We start from the raw sequence: 18,776 nt of genomic DNA, 5'->3' as shown, positions 1-18,776 counted from the left end.
ATGGCATTCCTTGTGATGCATGCAATCTTGTTCAAACTCAATTTTCCTATTCCATGCTTCCTCAATAATGCAGACGAGGCTGTACCGGCATGTGCCGATCAGGCGAAGGAGGCTGGCATGGATGAGTTGCTGCAGTATTACGAGCGCGAACTGGGTACCTTGCATGCGCACAATCAGGCGTTTGCCCGGCGCTATCCGGCCATCGCCAGCGCGCTGGGCATCGTGGGCAGTGACCTGGGCACCACCGACGATCCGCACCTGGCGCGCATGCTGCAGGCATTTGCCATGTTCAATGCGCGCACGGCCAAGCGGCTGGCTGATGGCTTCGGCAGCTTCAGTGAAACCTTGCTGGAAGTCAATTTCCCCCATTATTTGCGCCCGTTTCCTGCCTGCGCCATTGCCCGCATCGATAACGACCTTGCGGCAGTGAGCGAGCTGGCCGTGATCCCGCGCGGCACGCTCATGCATGCAGCGGAGCATCAGGGTGTTGCCTGCAAGTTCACCACCGCCTACGATGTCGCCGTGGCGCCGCTGCGCCTGTCCGAGGTGCGCTTCCAGTCCATCGTGGCGGCGCCGCCCGCAGTGCGCATGCCACCGGATCTGGGGGCGGCGATCAGCATCACGCTCGAAGCGACGGGTGCCACGTCCACGCTGGACGGGCTGCCGCTGCCGGCGCTGCGCCTGTTCCTCGACGGCGAGCCTTCCTTTTGCGCCACCTTGCGCGACAGCCTGTTCCTGCGTGCGCGTTGTGCCTATGTGGAAGTCGATGGCGTATGGCATGCGCTGGACGCAGTGCCCTTGCATCCGGTCGGCTTTGCTGCCGAGGATGCCTTGATGCCGGCCATGGCCGCCTCGCATCCCGCTTACCGCCTGCTGGGCGAATGGTTTGCCTTTCCGGATAAATTCAATTTCGTCGACCTGGACCTGGCTGCGCTATGCGCGCAGTTGCCGCCGGGCTGCCGGCGCTGCACCGTGCACCTGCTGCTGGCCGACGTGCAGGCCGATGCGGATATCGCGCGCATCTTGCGGCCCCTGTCCGCCAGGCATCTGGTGACGGGATGCACGCCCGTCGTCAACCTGTTTCGCCAGGCGGCCAATCCCATTCGCCTGACGCACGCGAGCGCCGAGCATGTGCTGCTGCCATCGGTGCGGCAGGCGCATTGCTACGATATTTACAGCGTCGATAGCGTGCAGGTGCTCAGTGAAACGCAGAGCGGTGGCGCACTCGATGCGTTTCACCCGTTCTATTCGATGCGCCATGGCGAAGCGGGCGGGCGCCAAGGGCGCTACTGGGTGACGCGGCGCGACGAAGACATGGCGCTGAGCAATCCCGGCTACGACATGCGCATCGCCTTTGTCGACGGCGCCATGCAGCCGCTGCACGACGCCACGCAAACGGTGTCCATCGTGCTGACCTGCAGCAACCGCGATTTGCCAAGCCGCCTGATGTTCGGCAATGCCGCGGGCGACCTGCACCATGATGGCGTGGCCAGCGCCTTGCCGGTGCGCCTGCTGCGCAAACCCGGCGCGCCGTGCCGCTTCCCTGCGGGTGCGGCGTCGCACTGGCGGTTGATCGCGCAATTGTCCCTGAACCATCAGTCGCTGAATGAACAGGGCTTGCCGCTCTTTAAGCAAATACTCGAGTTGTACAACTTGCCCGGTTCGGCCAGCGCCGCGCGCCAGATCGCGGGCTTGACGGGACTGCGCCAGCGCGCCGCCAGTACCTGGCTGCAGGACGAGGCGGGCGGCAGCCTCGTCTTCGGCATCGACGTCCTGCTGTCCGTCGACGAAGAAGCCTTTGTCGGCAGCGGCTTGCATGCCTTTGCCCAGGTGATCGAACGCTTTCTCGGGCTGTATGTGCACCTGGCCTCATTTACCCGCCTGATCGTCTTGTCGCAGAAGACTGGAAAGGAGTTGCTGTGCTGCCTGCCACGCAATGGAAACCAGACGCTGGTGTAGTCGCGCGCCTGCTGGCCGATCCGTCCGGCACGGGCTTCTTTCCGGCGGTGCGCCTGCTGTCTGCCTGGCTGATGCAGCAGGGCATTTCGCAGGAGCAGGTGTTTGAGGATTACCTGCGCCTGCATGGCAGTGCATCGCTGTCGTTTGCGCCGGGCGAAATCGAACAGCTGTGGCTGGAGCAGGGAGCAGATGGCGAGACGCAGGTGCATGTGCAGGCGGCCATGCTGGGTTTTTTAGGCGTGCATGGCAGCTTGCCGCTGCATTACACGGAAACGCTCGCCCGCCACGAGCGGCAAACGGGCGATGGTGGTCCCCGCGCCTGGCTCGACACGCTCTCTCACCGCGCGCTGATCCTGTTTTATCAGGCTTGGGCCCGCTACCGCATCGAATGCCAGCAGGATGCCGACGGCGGCGATTTCCTGCCCTTGCAACTGGCGCTGGCGGGCGCCTGGCCTGCCGAGGTGGCCAAGCTGGCGGATGGCTTGCCAGCGCATGTGCTGGCCCATTACGCGGCCTTGTTGCGGCATCGGCCCGTGGCGGCCGACGTGATGCAGGCGCTGCTGGCCGAGTATTTCGGCGTACCCGTGCGCATACAGCGTTTTGTGGGCGCCTGGTTCCGGCGCGCGCCGCAGGAGCGCACTTTGCTGGCCACCGCGCATGCCGGGCTGGGGCAAGGCGCCATGCTGGGCGAGCGCTGCCGGCGCGCCGACTTGCGCGTGCGCCTGGTGCTTGGGCCGCTGGCGCGCCATGTCTATGAGGATTTCTTGCCTGGACGCCCCGGTGCGCTGGCCCTGCGTCAGATGCTGGGCCTGTTTGGCTTGCCTGGCATGAGTTTTGAAATACGCCTGGTGCTGCGCCGGGAAGATGTGCGCACCTGCGTGCTGGGCATGGGCGCCTGCCTGGCGGAGGATGCCTTTTTGGCCGACAAGTTGCCGGCCCGTGAGCGTGACGACATGCATTACGACATTCGATTCGATGGTTCCGCCTGAGACCGCCTTATTGATGGACCCCGCTGACTGTTGGAAGGAAGAAAACCATGGAAGACTACACGCAATGGCTGGCCGTGGACAAGGCCTTGACTGCAGGCAATCGCGCCTTGCGGCTGCGCCTCGCTTACCCGGAAGGCATCAATGAGGATGTCTTGCTGCCGCAGCGCATCAGCGGCAGCGAGGCCATCTGCGGCGGGATTGAGTACCGCATCCTGTGCGTGGCCACCGAGGCGCAGCTGCCGCTGAAACAGTTCATCGCCGTGCCGGCCGAATTGCAAATAGTGACCGATCAGGGGCAGCTGCGCAGGGTCTGCGGCATCGTCGCCGAAGCGAGTGCGGGGCAAAGCGATGGTGGCCTGGCGACCTATCAACTGGTGCTGCGCGATGGTCTGGCCTTGATGGAAAAACGTATCAATACGCGGGTTTTTCGCAACAAACACGAATTGCAGATCGTGCAGCTCCTGTTTGAGGAGTGGCTGCAGGGCAATAGCGTGCTCGCCGCCAGCCTGGATCTCGCCATCGATGCGGCGCTGGCGGCGCGCAGCTTGCCCATGCGCGAATTCACGATGCAGCATAATGAATCCGATGCCGCCTTTATCCGCCGCCTGCTCAGGCGCCGCGGCATCGCCTGGTGTTTCCAGGCGGGAGCGCCCGCCAGCGCGAACGCCGCGCACGTGCCCGTGCATACTCTGCTGCTGTTCGACGACGCCAGCCGCCTGGCGCAAAACGCGGCCGGCACGGTGCGCTATCACCGCGATGACGCCACCGAAGAGCGAGACACGGTCACGGCCTGGAATGCCGTGCGTCGCTTGCAGCCCGGAAAGTCGGAGCGCTACAGCTGGGATGACGGCCACCCGCACAGCCCGCAATTCATGCGCACCCAAGCGGGCAGCAAGGCGGACCAGGGCGGTAACGGCAATCGCCTGGCGGCCAGCCTGGACGACTACATCGTGGAAATGCCGCTGGCCGGCGCCAGCAACGACGACCATCGCCAACTGGGGCAGTTGGCGATGGCGCGCCACGACCTGGAGACCAAGTGTTTTCAGGGCGAAAGCTGCGTGCGCGATTTCTGTGTGGGTCAATGGTTCAGTCTGCAAGGACATGCGGAGATCGACACGCACCCGGCGTCCGAGCGCCAGTTCGTGCTCACGGCCGTGAGCGTGTTGGCCAGCAACAACTTGCCGAAAGGTCTGGATGCGCGCATAGAGCGTTTGTTCGCGCACAGCGGCTGGCAGGCGGACGCGGGCCTGGCGCAGGTTGCTGCTGCCGAGCCCGCGTCGATCTTGCGCTATCGCAATCGTTTTACCTGCGTGCGGCGCGGCGTTGACATCGTGCCCGGCTTCGACCCGCGCAGCGACTTGCCGGTGGTGCGCCTGCAAAGCGCGCTGGTCGTCGGGCCTGCCGGCGAAGAAGTGCATTGCGATGCGCTGGGGCGCGTCAATGTGCGTTTTGTTGCGACGCGCGCGCCGGACCACGTGCATGCCAACGGTTCCGGCGCTTCCGATACGGAGCGCGACTCGGCCTGGGTGCGCGTGGCATCGAGCTGGACCGGCAATGGCCCGGGCAGCGGCAAACAATGCGGCACTTTGAGCTTGCCGCGCATCGGCGCGGAAGTGCTGATCGATTTTCTCGGCGGCGACCCGGACCGGCCCGTCATCGTCGGCCAGCTGTACAACGCCGTGGGCGTGCCGCCGGGCCTGAGCAGCCGCGGCGCCTTGCCGGGCAACCGTTATCTGTCCGGCATGCGCAGCCGCGAAGTGCGCGGTGGGCGCGGCAACCAGCTGTGCTTTGACGACACGCCGTCGCAGATCAGCGCGCAACTGGCCAGCGACCAGGCGGTCACGCAATTGAACCTCGGCTATCTGACCGAACCGCGCAGCGACGGCGCAGGGCGGCAGCGCGGCGACGGCTTTGAATTGCGCAGCGACGCCAGCGGCAGCGTGCGCACGGCCCGTTCGCTGCTGATTTCGGCCTGGAAACAGCTGGGCGCCAGCGGCAAGCAACTCGATGGCAGCGAGCATGCCGCCGTGATGAAAGAATGCCTGGAATTGTTTAGCTCCCTGGGCGAATTTGCCGCCCAGCATCAGGCGCTGGCGCTGGACGCGGCCGGCAGCAAGGCGCTGGGGGCCGCGATTGCCGCCGACCAGGCCGTCGTCAGCATCACGGCGCCCGAGGGCCTGGCGCTGAGTACCCCCCAAACCATCAGCGGCAACGCGGGCGCGAATATCGACCTGGTGGCCCAGCAGCATCTGCAACTGAGCGCGGCCCAGCGCTGCAACGTCAACGCGGGCAAGGGCATTTCCCTGTTCGCGCACCAGGACGGCATCGTGCAGGTGGCCCATTTTGGCAAGTTCTTGCTGCAAAGCCAGCACGATCTTCTGCAGGCGGACGCCGCCAAGGAAATCCGCCTGACAGCCGGCACGCGGCTGGTCGGCGTGGCGCAGGACGAAATCACCTTCATGACGGCGGGCGGCGCCTACCTGAAACTGTCGGGCGGCGCGGTGGAACTGGGCGGACCCGGCGCGCTGACGGTGAAGACCGATGGCCACCACTGGAACGGCCCGGCCAGCATGAAAGGCGAGCTGCCCACCTTCGGCGAGGGCGAACTGGGCCGCGTGCCGCGCTTGCTGCGTCCCACCGATGGCTTGCCCGTCGAAGGCGTGGAAGTGCACATCGAGCGCGAAGGCGACAGTCCCTTGACGGGCGTCAGCGGCGCCGACGGGCGCGGGCCGAAGGTGGCGACCGATCACCTGCAGCGGCTGAAGGGATTTTTCTTCCGCCGCCGTTCCTGAACCCCCGTCACTGGAGAGCACACCATGCTGTTCGACCCCCATCCACCGCTGTGCGACGACCCCACAATCGACATCCTCGGCCAGTTTTCCTGCAACGCCAATTTTCAGAGCAGCGACCGGGACACGCTGCAGCAACTGCCGCTGCCCGGCATCGTGATCTTCGTGCACGGCGTCAATTCCGATGGCGAGTGGTACGCGGCAGCCGAAGAGGGACTGTGCAAGGGCCTGAACGAGCGCCTCAAGCGCAACTGCGAGCACATCATGCATCACGGCGTGGAAGGCGGCGAACTGAAGGCTGTCAATTATGGCGCCGAGATCACGGCCGAAGGCTTTCTCAACCCGGAAATGTCGGCCGATACCTTGATCCGCGATGCGGGCACTTTTTCTCCCGTGATCCGCTTTCGCTGGGGCTACAAGGCTTCGGGCGAGGAACTGCAGAAATACGGCAAGGGCATCTACCTGAATGAAGAAGACTACTGGGGCGGCGGGCCGTTTGCCAATGGCTGCAGTGCGCTGGCCGACTTGTGGAAGGATGGGCTGAGCGAGGGTCTATTCTTGTGGAACACGATACAGCACATGAATCCCTTCCCGGAACGGCAAGTGTACAGCTGCCCGCCGCGAGCGTATTTCGTGCTGGCCGCCTACCGCCTGGCCAGGCTGGTTGAAGCCATCCGCCAGCAGCAGGCCGACGTGCCCGTCACCATCGTGTGCCATAGCCAGGGCACGATGGTGGCGATGGCGGCCGCTTTTCTCGGCGCCCGCCTGCCCAACACCGATGGCGTTCCCTGCGTGGCCGACAACTATGTGATTTGTAATTCGCCCTACAGCCTGGCGAAAAGCAATAGCGCCGAGAACTGGGTGGCCAGCAATCTGCGTGCGGCGGACGGCAGCACGGGCAGGCTGACGGTGCAGGCGCGCATCGCCACCTTGAAAAACTTCTTTGTCCTCATCAGCCAGCGCGCCAGCCTGGGCGAGGCGCAGACAGACGAGGAAATCGACCGCTGCATGGCCAACCTGCAGCACGGTTTTTCCGCCGCCAAAGATCGTGAACAATACGGGATTGCCGGCGCCGCCCGGGGCGGCAAGAAATCATCGTATGGCAGGGTGACCATCTATTGCAATCCGCACGACATGGTGGTGTCGTCCGTGGCCATCGAGGGCATCGGCTGGCGCGGCCTGTCGGGTTCGCTGGCCAAGGATAGCAAGGACGGCGGCGAACTGGCTGCCACCGAGGCCGCAGGCGTGTGCGTGCAGCACGTGTTTGCCCAGGGGTTTGAGGTGGGCAAGCAGGGCAGCTATCACTACTGGAGCGATCACTGGCGCAAACCCACGCCGGGAGGCAAGGACTTCTGGTTTCCGGCGCAGAAATATGCGTCGTATTCCATCAAGCAGGGCGTCGAGGCCAGCGAGGGCGCCTTTTCCACCATCCTGACGGTTGGGTTTGCGCCCTTGTTTATCGTGTTAACGGGCCTGGCCCGCAGCCCTTGCAATGCCTCGCCCCACAAAGACTGGAAAATCGAACTGAACGCACCCGACCTGCTGCCGCCCTTCAAGCCGCAGTCCTTGCGCTTTGGCCAGACAAGGGAGGAATTCGATGAAGGCTACGCGCCTCCCGGCGAATCGCGCCAGGCGGGCAAGCAGCGCGCTGCCGGCGACGATTACCTTGCCGATCATGAGATTCCGCCCGGCGGCCTGCAGGGGCAGGCGGCGAAAAGCGAAGCCAAACGCATGGACAGCGCCAGGGGCACGGCCGATGACGAGGCGCGCCTGCGATTCGAGCAGCGCGCGGTGATACGCGCGCAAGCCGTACGGGAAGGGAAAAGTCCCGCAGGCCAAAAAGTGCAGCAGGAAATGCCCAACGCCACGCCCGACGCCGAATACCAAGCATGGCGCAGCACGCGGATAGAGGAAATGATGTCCCTCCAGGCGGGCGCCTACGCCACCGACCATTCCACCATCCTGACCAACCCCATGCACGCAGAGCGGGCGCTCGCGTACGACGTGGCGGTGGGCGTGTGCCGCATCAAGCCGGACCAGCTGCGCAAGTTGAGGGTGGCGGCTGATTGGAGGTTGTTGAAGTGGGTGGGTGACGATAATTCTGCCATCGAATTCCTGGAATATTTTAATAAAGGAGAGCTCCATCGGAAAACTATTTCTGCTTGGGTAAAACAGTCCGGATGCGAGGCTGGCATGCCGACATTAATCATCGATCAGCGTGAAAATCCGCCACTGGACGCGAGGCCGACGTCGGGTGAAATGGCGCATGGGTAATTCCATGTCGATTGATTCCCCTTATTAAGAATGTTACTCACAATTTGTTTCCACCATGGAGAGTCTCGCATGTTGAAATCATTTTTTTTGTATGCATTGCTTGTGTTTTTGGCGCTAATTTTTCTGACGGCCTGCGCGCGTCTTCGTTCATCGCCTACTACGCCGGAAAATGCCGTTACCGCCTCACCTGACACGGTCAAGCGACCGTACATGGCACAAGTGGTCGCCGTGCAATGGCTGAACCCTTTGCAACGGCGGGATTACCCCACGCAATGGCAATTGCTGTGGACTATGGGACTGGTGCAACCAAATCCTGCCGACGATATGGTCAAGGAAAACCCTATCAAGTATTCTAGTTTGCAGGCTGTTTCACCTGTTGTCGCTGGAAATGAAGGTCAGGAAACGTTTCGTGGTTATCATCGGAAGTACATTCGTGAAGTTATGAATTTATTTCGTAGCCCGTATTTTTCAGATCCTGAGTATTTCTACAATGTCCACTCAGCAAAGGACAGGTCGCGTTGGCGTGAGTTGGCCGGCATCCATGTTGAGTATGCGATTCCTGAAGGAAAGCTGGATCTTGCGGATGCGACGGATTTTGTGCGCGAGTATATTCGTGATATCTTTGATATCGGTAATCCCAATTTCCCCACCCTCTGGACCCGCTCCACCCCACCTGACGTCCGCGTCACCATGGGCGGCCCCAACGCCGGTTTTACTTCACTTTCCGCCGCGCTCGACTACCTGCAAAGCCATCCCAAGGAAACCGTCTGGGCCATGAACTGGGATGCGCCCAGCCGTCCCCTGGATCGGCAGATCAACGAAAACCTGGTGCTGCTGGTGCTGGCCGGCCCCGACTACAAGACGGAGCGGGCGCCGCTGGCGTGGCTAGGGTATCCGAGTACCAAACAGGCGGCGGATTTTGAAGTCAAAAAGGGCGAACCGCCGCGCCTGGTGCAGGCGTGGACGGCGGCCATCGAGGACGCGGCAGCGAAGGCGAACAGGCGCGATAGCGAGATCGGCTATCTGATCCACGACGCCGGCAATACGCACCAGGATTCGTCCGCACGGCTCGGCGCGCTGGCGCAGACGCTCACCGTGCAATTGCCGGAATTCGATTTCCTCAAACAAAGCTTCAATTTGACCGCCGTGCTGGGCGAGACGGGCGCGGGTACCGCCCTGACGAACGTGGCGCTGGGCATCGCTCACGCGCACCATTTCGGTAAACCCGTGCTGGTGGCCGGCACCAGCGACCTGTCCGCCCCCGTGGCGCTGGTGGTGGCGCCGCCCGCCGTGGTGCGGCCGATCCAGCCCGGCAAGCCATGGTTCCGCGCGCGCAGCGGCAACCATGCGTATCTGCCCTGGTGGGGCTTGCGCCACGATGCGCGCGAGTATTACCAGGGGTTTTCGCAATGAGGCGTTTTACCTATTCAAGGAGAAGAGCATGCGTGGCGTGATCCGTTTGAACGACCCCACCAGCCATGGCGGCAAGGTGGTGGGGGCGGCGCCGAACAGTACGGTGCTGGGCGTGGCCGTGGCGCGCAAGGGCGACCCTTGCGTGTGTCCGATCAAGGGTCACGTGCGCTGCGTGATCGCCGAGGGCGATCCGCGGGTGCTGATCGATGGCGTGCCCGTGGCCTTTGATGGTCACAAGACCAGCTGCGGCGCCAGCCTGATGTCCACCGTGGGCAACAGCGGGCGCGGTTAGACGACGCTGGCGTCGATGGCCGTGCCCAGCTTGTCGACGAGCTCATCGACGTGGCTGGCGTCGATGATGTAGGGCGGCGCCAGCAGGATGTGGTCGCCGCGCAGGCCGTCGATGGTGCCGCCCATGGGGTAGCACATCAGCCCGCCCTGCATGGCGTGCGCCTTGATGCGCGCGTGCAGGCGGCGGGCCGGGTCGAACGGCCGCTTGCTGGCGCGCTCCTGCACCAGTTCCAGGCCCAGGAACAGGCCGCGTCCGCGGATGTCGCCCACGTGCGCATGGCCATCGAAACGTTGCTGCAGGCGCTCCTTGAGCAAGCCGCCCATGGCGCGCACATTGGCCAATAAATCGCGTTCCTCGATCTGCCGCTGCACGGCCAGGGCGGCGGCGCAGGCCGTGGCGTGGCCGACATACGTGTGGCCATGCTGGAAGAAGCCCGTGCCGGCGCGGATGGTCTCGCGGATGTCCTGGGACACCATCACGGCGCCGATGGGCTGGTAGCCGGCGCCCAGGCCCTTGGCGATGCAGATCAGGTCGGCGGTGATGGCTTCCTGCTCGCAGGCGAACAGGCTGCCCGTGCGGCCCATGCCGCACATGACTTCGTCGAGGATCAACAGGATGCCATGGCGCTGGCAGATGGCGCGCATGCGCGCAAAATAGCCGGCGACAGCGGGCAGGGCGCCAGCCGTGGCGCCGACGACGGGTTCGGCGATGAAGGCCATGACGTTGTCCGCGCCCAGTGCGGCGATATTGTCTTCCAGCTCCTGGCCCAGGCGCGCCACGTAGTCGCCATCCGTTTCATGCGCTTGCTGGTCGCGCCAGGCGTAGCAGGGCGACACATGCGTCACGCCAATCAGCAATGGCTCGAACTGCTGGCGGCGCCAGGCATTGCCGCCCGTGGCCAGGGCGCCCAGGGTGTTGCCGTGGTAGCTCTGGCGGCGCGCGATAACGTGGCGGCGCTGCGGCTGGCCCCGCTCGACGAAATACTGGCGCGCCATTTTCAACGCGCTTTCCACCGCTTCCGAGCCACCCGAGACGAAATACACGCTGTCGATGCCGGCAGGTGCCCGGGCGACGAGGAAATCGGCCAGCTGCTCCATCGGCTCGCTGGTAAAGAAGGAGCTGTGCGCATACGCCATGCTGGCAATCTGTTGCTGCACGGCGGCGATGACGGCCGCATCCGCATGGCCGAGGCACGAGACGGCTGCGCCGCCGCAGGCGTCCAGGTAGCGTTTACCGTTTGCATCGATCAGGTAAGGGCCATCGCCGCCCGTGGCGACAGGGTAAGTGGCGGTCAGGCTGCGGTGGAAGACATGGCTCATGGCATCGCTTTCTTGTCGGCAAGGGAGATGGTCGAGTATAGGATGCGCCGCCCTGTAATGCAACGTTTGATGTATTTGTTTTTAATTTACATCATATGATGTTTTTGCGTACGCGCCCAGCGCCCGTAATTGCTTTTCCGCCGCGCCGATGGCGTGCACGGCATCCGGCCCCGCGCGCGCCACCAGCAATTCCACCAGGCTTTCCACGGCCGCGACGCCGGCCACGATGGAGGGGAAGAACGAGGGGCTGTCGACGGCGATGACGATGCTGGCGTCGGCCTGCAGGGCCAGCGGCGACATGGCGCTGTCGCTGATGGCGACCACCAGGCAGCCGGCCTGGCGCGCCGCCTGCGTCACCAGCAGCGCTTCGCTCGAATACGGCGCGAAGCTGACGACGACGACGGCTTCGTTCGCCTGCAGGGCGCGCAAATCCATCTCCAGCGTGCCGCCCTGGCCGCTCAGCAACTGCACGCTGGGGCGCAGCAGCCGGTACAGGTAGTGCAGGGTGTAGGCGATCGGGTGGGCGGCGCGAAAGCCCGCCACGTGCACGCGGGGCGCCGCCTGCAGCAGGCTGGCGGCCGCGTCCAGGGCGGCGTGGTTGGCGCTTTCCGTGGCGGCCAGGTTGCGCTGCTGCACCGTGAACATTTCGGTGACCAGATTGCCTTCCTTGCCAGCCAGCGCGTTGGCTTTTTCAGCATACCCGGCCGGTCCCGCGCGCAGGCGCTCGACGAAGATGGCTTTGAGTTCCGGCCAGCCGGCAAAGCCCAGTTGCTGCGCCAGGCGCACCAGGGCGGCCGACTGCACCTGGGCGCGCGCTGCGATGCTGCGCATCGAGGACACGGCCACGTCGTCCGGATGGTCGGCCAGGTAGCGGGCGCCGGCCTGGAATTGCGGGCTCAGCTCCGCATGGCGCGCCTTGATCAGGTCCATCAGTGCCGCATAGGAATCGTGGGGTGTCGCTGCCTGCATCGCCGTGCCTCATTGGATAGGTTGCGGCGATGGTACAGGATTCGTCAGCGCGCCGGTAGCGGCAAGCCTTGCGCCAGCGCGGCCGTGCGCGGACGCAGGCGGGCAAACAGGTGCGGCCCGGCGGCTTTGCGGCGCGGACCCGTCGTCAGCACGCGCAAGGCGGTGGGCAGCGGCACGTCGTGGCAATGCAGGAACAGGGCGGCGGCGCCCGTGCCGGCCATTTCCTGCAAGGCCAGCGCATGTTCGACCAGCGCCGCCGTGCGCATGTCGAGCCGCACCGGGATGTCGGGTTGAAATAACTGTGCATCGACGTGCCGTGCATCGCGCATGCTGTCCCCGCCGGGTTCGCTAGTCAAGCTGCCAGCATAAAAGCGCCCCGGTGGCGGTACCTTGCGCCAGATCAATTCCAATGTCGGATAGATTCCTCAATGCAAAAAAAACGCCAACCGTTGCCGGCTGGCGCTGAAAACCCTCGCAAGGAAGAAAAAAAATTATGAATTTCAACGACGTTTCGACGCCTGACAAAACCATCGCGAGCGGCAGTGATTTGTGGCCGAGAAGCGCAGCGGCACTTTAGTGCCGTGAGCATCGCCGGCCGCAAAGCGCGCCGCGCAGCCGGTTTGGTCAGGTGTCCACTAGTAGCTCCAGCGGAGGGACAAGCCGACAACCTTGTCATAGCGCCGCACATCGCGCACATAGTCCGGCGTGTCGTGGTAGTCGCGGTAGGTCGAGTCGAGCAGGTTGTTGGCGTCCAGCGTCAGCGTGGTGTGCGGGTTGAGCTTGTACGACACCGACGCGTCCAGGGTCTTGGTGGGCGCCACGGTCATGTGGATGCCCTTGCCGCGGTAGTTGTAGTCGTCCACATATTTGTCGCGCCAGCTGTAGGCCAGGCGCGCCGACCATGGTCCCTGTTCGTACAGGCCGACGATGTTGGCCGACCATTTCGACATGCCCGTGAACGGATGTACGCTGCCATCGAGTTCTGCCAGTTCGCCCGTCATGTAGGTGGCGTTCGCTTGCAGGCCCAGGCCGCTCATCCAGCCGGGCAGCTTGTCGTAGAACTGCTGGTAGGCCATTTCCAGGCCTTGCAGGTGGCCCTTCGACGTGTTGCGCGGGCGCGTGATGTCGTACACGATGCCGCCATACGTTTCCTTGGCCGAGCCGGACAGGATGTAATTCTTGAAGTTGTGGCGGAACACGGTGGCCGTGACGGAGCCCGTCTGCGCGAAATACCATTCCAGCGCCACGTCGAGGTTCTTGCCTTCCACGGGTTTCAGGTCGGGATTGCCGCCGCTACCCGTCGGGCGCACCATTTCCAGGCTCTGGCCCAGGGTCACGCCCGGGTTGAAGTCGGCGAAGTTCGGGCGCTGTACGGCCTTGCCGGCCGTCAGGCGGGCGATCAGGTCCTGGCGCAGCATGGCTTTCAGGGTCAGGCTGGGCAGCACGTCCGTGTCCGACGTTTTCACGCGCACGGGCGTGATGATGCCGTTTTGCGAGGAATTGCCTTGCAAGTCCTGCTTGGTCTGCACCACGCGCACGCCCAAGGTGCCATCGACCGGCACTTGTGCCAGGTCAAAGCCGATGCGCGCCTTGCCGTACACGGCATTGGTTTTTTCCACGTCCATGTAGTGGCTCATCGGATCGTCCGGGCTGCGTTCGCTGCTACCCGTAAACAGCTGGCGCAGCACGCCCGTGTTGTTGAGCATGAAGTCGCGGCATGGCGTGAGCCAGCTTTGCAGGCCGAAGTTGCCCGTGTTCTCGTGCGAGGTGCAGGCCAGGCCGGGAATCGCGTCTGCGTACATGGTCGACGTCAGGCCGCCCTGGCCATTTTTTTCGCGGATCGACTCGGCCTTGCGCTTGGCCATGCGCACGCCGCCCGAAAATTCGCGGAAGAAGCCCGTGCTGTCCATGTCGTAGGTGACGTCGGCGCGCCAGTCGGTCGAGCTGCCTTCGTCGTGGCTGTGGTTATCGTAGAAGCCGAGCAGCGTGTAGTTCTTCGGGTCCAGCATGTTGTAGCCGGGGTAGCTGATCTGCGCGCCGCCGTTGACGTTCGTGCTGCCGATGATGCTGGTCGGATGCGCGAGGAAGTCGAGGATGGGAAATTCGCGCTCGAAGTTGCTCACCGTGCGCGCCAGCTCCGTGGTGGCGCGCAGCTGCGGCGTGATGTCCCAGCGCGCGCCGATGGCGCCTTGCGAACCGATCGAGCGGTCGCGCCGCGCCTGGGTCGAACCGAGCGTGAACGGCGACCACGGGCCGTCGATCTTGCCCACCGTGGCCGCCTGAGTGGTGCCGGGGATCAGCGTGATGTCCGGGTTCTGGCCCCACGGCAGCGAACCGACGAAGAACTGGCTGTCGAACGCATGCTTGATCAGGGTCGACATGCCTTCCGCATACACTTCCACCTGCGAGTTCGGGCGCCACTGGAAGGCGGCGTTCGCCGCATAGCGCTTGCGGTCGCCCACGGTCGGGATCATGCCGACCGAATCGGGACCGGTGATATTGCCCGCTTCGGGGCGCTTCACCGGTTCGGCGTTCCAGATCGTCTCGTCATAGTATTTGCTGCGCTGGTAGGACAGGCCGAGCAGGGCGCCGAATTCGCCGTATGGGGTTTTCCAGCGGTTCGAGACCATGCCGCTGACGTTCGGGTCCGTCGAGCCGGACTTGTCGCGGTGTTCGGCGCGCACGTTGCCAGACGCCGTAAAGCCCTTGAAGTCGAACGGGCGGTTGGTGCGCACGTCGATTACGCCGGCCGTGCCGCCTTCGACCATGTCGGCGCCCTGTGATTTATACACGTCCACGCGCTGCAGCATGGCCGTCGGAATGTCGGCCAGGTACAGGCTGCGGCCCACGGAGGTGAACATTTCGCGGCCGTTGAGCAAGGTCACCACGCCGGGCAAGCCGCGGATGACGACGGTACCGGCCTCGCCGCCTTCGCGGCGCACCTGCACGCCCGTCACGCGGCCGAGGATTTCGGCCACGTTCTTGTCGGGGAATTTGCCGATTTCATCGGCGACGATGGAGTCGACCACCTGGTCGTTGTTCTTCTTGATCGTCTGCGCGCTCTGTGCCGCCCTGCGCACGCCCGTGACGGCGACGACAGCGATGCCGCTGTCGGCTGGCGCCGCCACCGGCGCTGCTTCTGCCACTTCTGCCACTTCTACCGCCGGTGTTTCCACGGCGGGCGCCTGCTGCGCCCAGACGGAAGCGCCGCTCAGCAGGCCCGCGCCGGCCAGCGCTGCCACCGTGGCCTTCAAGGTCAACCGTGTGTTTTGCCTGGGCGTGCGGGTGCCCGTTGCCATCCATTGCTTCATCTTGTCTCCACCTGTATTGTAGTTATGTTGAGAATGCCGCGGCAGTCGCCGCCAGAGCTGGAACTTGCTCAGGAAGCATGGTAGGGGGGATGACTTTGCCCCACAAATGACTTCTTTTGCGATGTCAATACCGATTCCGGTATCCCTGCAGCATTCATGCGCCCTGGCGGCGCACTGCGCGTTGTCGAATCCGGCGCGTGCCGCAGCGGAGGTGTCAGGCGGCGCAGCGCGCGTCGCTGTGCGCCAGCCAGGCCATGAAGTGCGCCTGCGGCATGGGGCGGGCAAAGTAATACCCTTGCAATTCATCGCAGCCGGCGTGGCGCAGCACGTCGGCATCGGCTGCGCTTTCCACACCTTCGGCGGTGACCGTCAAGCCCAGGGTATGGCCCAGGCCGATGATGGTTTTCGTCACGGCCAGGTTTTGCGGCGAACCGTGGATGTCCTGCACGAAGCTCATGTCGATTTTCAGCTTGTCGAGCGGGAAGCGGCACAGGTAGTTCAGGCTCGAATAGCCGGTGCCGAAGTCGTCGATCGACAGCGCAAACCCCAGCGCCTTGATGGCGTGCAGGGTGGCGATGGTGTCGTCCACGTTGTCCATCAGGATCGATTCGGTCAGTTCGAATTCGATCTGTCCCGGCGTGACGGGAAACTCGCGCAGCACCTCGCGCAAGGTCGCCACCAGGGTGCCGCTTTTCAACTGGATGGCCGACAGGTTGATCGACACGGCGATGTCGCCCGTGCCCGCCTCACGCCAGGCCAGTTGCTGGCGGCACGCTTCGCGGATGACCCATGCGCCGATGGAGACGATCAGGCCCGATTCCTCGGCGGCGGGAATGAAGCTGTCGGGCGCGATCAAGCCGTGCTGCGGGTGCTGCCAGCGGATCAGGCTTTCCACGCCATTGACGCGGCTGCTCTGCGCATCGATGCGCGGCTGGTAGTACAGCACCAGTTCCTGCCGCTCGATGGCGTGGCGCAGGTCGCTTTCCAGGTGCAGCTGCTGCAACTGCTGCTCCTGCATCTGCGGCGTGAACATGCGCGCATGGTCGCGCCCCCCGCTCTTGGCCTGGTACATGGCCGCATCGGCGTGGCGCATCAGGGTATCCATGTCGTCGCCGTGGTCCGGATAGATGGCCACGCCCACGCTGCACGAAACATACAGCGCGCTGCCTTCCACCTGGTGCGGCTGGCGCATGGCCGGTATCAATCGCGTGTCGAGCAGCGCGCCGATGGCCTCTGCGTCACCGATGCCGTTGAGGATGATGACGAATTCATCGCCGCCCAGGCGGCTGACGGTGTCGCCTTCGCGCACCAGCTGCAGCAGGCGCTTTGAGACCGATTGCAGCAGCGCGTCGCCCACATGGTGGCCCAGCGCGTCGTTGACGTGCTTGAAGCGGTCCAGGTCGACGAACAGCACACCGACTTTTTCGCCGCTGCGGCGCGCCTGCGCGATGGCGGCCGCCAGGCGCAGTTTCGACACGTGGCGGTTCGCCAGGCCCGTCAGTGCGTCGTGATGGGCCATGTGCTCGATCTGCCGCTCGCTGGCCTTGCGTTCGCTGATGTCGAGCGAGCTGGCGATGAAATGCGTGGTGACGCCATCGAGGTCGCGCACGGCGTTCATCACCAGCCAGGCGGGATAGCTTTCCAGCGACTTGCGCTGCACCGAAATTTCCCCCTGCCAGTAGCCGCGCCGCGCCAGGGTCTGGCGCAGGCTGTCGAGCTGCTCGGGACTGTTGTCCGGCGACAGCAGGAAGGCCGGGCGCTTGCCGATCAGCTCCACCATGTCGTACAGCGAATGGCGGCGGAAGGCCTGGTTGACGGTAATGATGCGCATGTCGGCATCCATCACGATCAGGCTTTCAGCCGATGCCTCGAAGACCTTGGCCCACAGTTCCAGGCGCGACTCCATCAGCTTCATCTTGTTGATCGGCGTGAAGGTCGACAGCACGGCGCGCTGGCCCTGGTAGTCGATCAGGCGCGCGGAAATCAAGGCCCAGGTGGGCGTGCCGCCGCCGCTCCAGCACACCTCGAATTCATCGACGGCGCCCAGGTCGCTCAAGCGCTGGAAGAAGCGCGAACGGGCCTGCGGACTCATGCCGCCCACCCACGGGTCCAGCTCCAGGCTGCCCTGCCACGCGTGCGCGGCCTGGTTCGCGTGCAGCACCTGGTGATGCGGGATCGAGGTGACCATCAGCGGGATGGGAATGGCGTCGACCAGCTGGCGCTGCGCATCGGCCGCGCTGGCGCGCGCCACCAGGTCTTGCTGCGCCATGCGCTGGAAGTCGAGCTGCTGCAGCATGGTATTGAAGGCGCTGACCAGGCGCCCCGTTTCGTCTTCGCTGTCCCAGATGGCGCGCAGGCTATGGTCGCCCGTTTCGCGCACTTCCTGCGCCACGCGCGCCAGGCGGCGGATCGGCAGGGCGATCTGCCGCGCGACGAAAAACACCAGGCCCAGTATCATCAGCAGCAGTAGCACGGCCGTGCCCAGATGCAGCCACATGCGCGTGAAAAAGCCGTCCACGCGCAGCTGGATCAGGCGGTGCAATTCGTGTTCCGCCGCACGCCAGGCACGCTGCAGGGCCGCGACGGCCGCCGCATCGTGCCGCAGCAGTGCGGCGTTGCCATCGGCATGGGCCGGCGTGCCGGCCAGCGCCTGGGTGCTGGCGCGAAACTGCGCCACGGCTTGCTGCAGGGCCGCGCGCGAACCGTCCAGGTGCCGGCGCAGCAGCGGCGTGCTGGCCGCGAACGCCTCCGTGTAGTCGCTGCCGATGCCGCCCATGGTGGCGTCCATGCGCCCTTCGAGGATCAGGAACTGCGTCTGCAGGCGCTGGCGCTGCGCGCCTTCGGCTGTCGCCAGTTGCAGGGCCAGGGCGTGCGTGCTGTTGATCACTTCCAGCAGCTCGGGAAAGCGCAGGATCACCAGCGACATGGTGTAATAGCTGTCCAGGTCCGGGTCGAGGATCAGGTTCGACTGGTTGCCCACGCGTGTGAGCAGTGCGCGTCCGGCCACAAAGGCGGGCGCGGGCGCCAGGCCGTCATGCGCCGCTGGCGTGCCGCCGGCCTGGCGCAGCAGGGTGGCGAATTGCCCGCTCAATTGCGCGCTGCGCATGCCCGCGCCGAACTGGCGCTCGGCCTGCTCGATGGCGGCCGCTTGCGCGTCCGCGTGCGCCGTGCTGCGCGTCAGTGGCAGCAGCGCATCGCGGATGGCGGCGATGTAGTCGTTGCCCGCCATCTCCTTGCGCGAGAAATCGATGGCGATGTATTTTTCGTTGATGAGGATGCCGGAAATGAAGATGACGGCGGACAGGTCGAGCAAATAGATCAGCGCCAGTTTGCGCCCCACCGTCAATTTCCCGATCATGCGCGAGATTCTGCCCACCATGCGTGCCCCACCTTCTCGTCAGCTCATTTATGTTTTCTTATGAGCAATTTTCATGCCTGAATTTACAAGCTTGCAAGGGGGC

General features: G+C 64.5%; 11 protein-coding genes. 6 read left to right on the top strand and 5 right to left on the bottom strand.

What is annotated here, in order from left to right:
- Positions 1–117 precede the first annotated feature (117 nt).
- From tssF to C8C92_RS21915, 6 genes are all read left to right on the top strand, one after another.
- Positions 118–1,959: a type VI secretion system baseplate subunit TssF gene (gene tssF / locus C8C92_RS21940; protein WP_116745233.1), complete on the top strand. Its 1,842-nt coding sequence runs from the start codon at positions 118–120 to the stop codon at positions 1,957–1,959.
- The gene (gene tssG / locus C8C92_RS21935; RefSeq protein ID WP_165829520.1) at positions 1,920–2,948 is read left to right on the top strand and encodes a type VI secretion system baseplate subunit TssG; all 1,029 of its coding nucleotides are present in this window, start codon (positions 1,920–1,922) and stop codon (positions 2,946–2,948) included. The genes tssF and tssG overlap by 40 nt, the downstream gene beginning before the upstream one ends.
- Positions 2,949–2,995: 47 nt before the next feature.
- Positions 2,996–5,740: a type VI secretion system Vgr family protein gene (locus C8C92_RS21930; RefSeq protein ID WP_116745231.1), complete on the top strand. Its 2,745-nt coding sequence runs from the start codon at positions 2,996–2,998 to the stop codon at positions 5,738–5,740.
- A gap of 24 nt (positions 5,741–5,764) precedes the next feature.
- A complete protein-coding gene (locus C8C92_RS21925; protein ID WP_116745230.1) occupies positions 5,765–8,011 on the top strand; it encodes a DUF3274 domain-containing protein in 2,247 nt (748 codons plus the stop codon).
- 69 nt (positions 8,012–8,080) lie between these two features.
- Positions 8,081–9,424 (top strand): hypothetical protein, encoded by a 1,344-nt coding sequence (locus C8C92_RS21920; protein WP_243420324.1) that lies wholly within the window; start codon positions 8,081–8,083, stop codon positions 9,422–9,424.
- 28 nt (positions 9,425–9,452) lie between these two features.
- Positions 9,453–9,716, top strand: coding sequence for a PAAR domain-containing protein (locus C8C92_RS21915; RefSeq protein ID WP_116745228.1), 264 nt, complete (start codon positions 9,453–9,455; stop codon positions 9,714–9,716).
- Here the strand turns inward: C8C92_RS21915 and C8C92_RS21910 are convergent.
- The 5 genes from C8C92_RS21910 to C8C92_RS21890 all read right to left on the bottom strand — a co-directional run bounded on the left by C8C92_RS21910 (position 9,713) and on the right by C8C92_RS21890 (position 18,673).
- Positions 9,713–11,035, bottom strand: coding sequence for an aspartate aminotransferase family protein (locus C8C92_RS21910; RefSeq protein WP_116745227.1), 1,323 nt, complete (start codon positions 11,033–11,035; stop codon positions 9,713–9,715). The genes C8C92_RS21915 and C8C92_RS21910 overlap by 4 nt on opposite strands.
- Before the next feature lie 81 nt (positions 11,036–11,116).
- Positions 11,117–12,004 (bottom strand): MurR/RpiR family transcriptional regulator, encoded by an 888-nt coding sequence (locus C8C92_RS21905; RefSeq protein ID WP_116745226.1) that lies wholly within the window; start codon positions 12,002–12,004, stop codon positions 11,117–11,119.
- A 44-nt stretch (positions 12,005–12,048) separates the two neighbouring features.
- Positions 12,049–12,360: a hypothetical protein gene (locus C8C92_RS21900; RefSeq protein WP_165829221.1), complete on the bottom strand. Its 312-nt coding sequence runs from the start codon at positions 12,358–12,360 to the stop codon at positions 12,049–12,051.
- A gap of 279 nt (positions 12,361–12,639) precedes the next feature.
- Positions 12,640–15,315, bottom strand: coding sequence for a TonB-dependent receptor (locus C8C92_RS21895; RefSeq protein ID WP_116745225.1), 2,676 nt, complete (start codon positions 15,313–15,315; stop codon positions 12,640–12,642).
- A 214-nt stretch (positions 15,316–15,529) separates the two neighbouring features.
- Positions 15,530–18,673: an EAL domain-containing protein gene (locus C8C92_RS21890; protein WP_243420323.1), complete on the bottom strand. Its 3,144-nt coding sequence runs from the start codon at positions 18,671–18,673 to the stop codon at positions 15,530–15,532.
- Positions 18,674–18,776: the final 103 nt, after the last annotated feature.

The sequence above is a fragment of the Janthinobacterium sp. 78 genome (genome assembly GCF_003096775.1).
Taxonomy (GTDB): Bacteria; Pseudomonadota; Gammaproteobacteria; order Burkholderiales; family Burkholderiaceae_D; genus Janthinobacterium; species Janthinobacterium tructae.
Note: the sequence above shows the minus strand (reverse complement) of the source record. Positions and strands in the feature narration are given on the sequence as shown.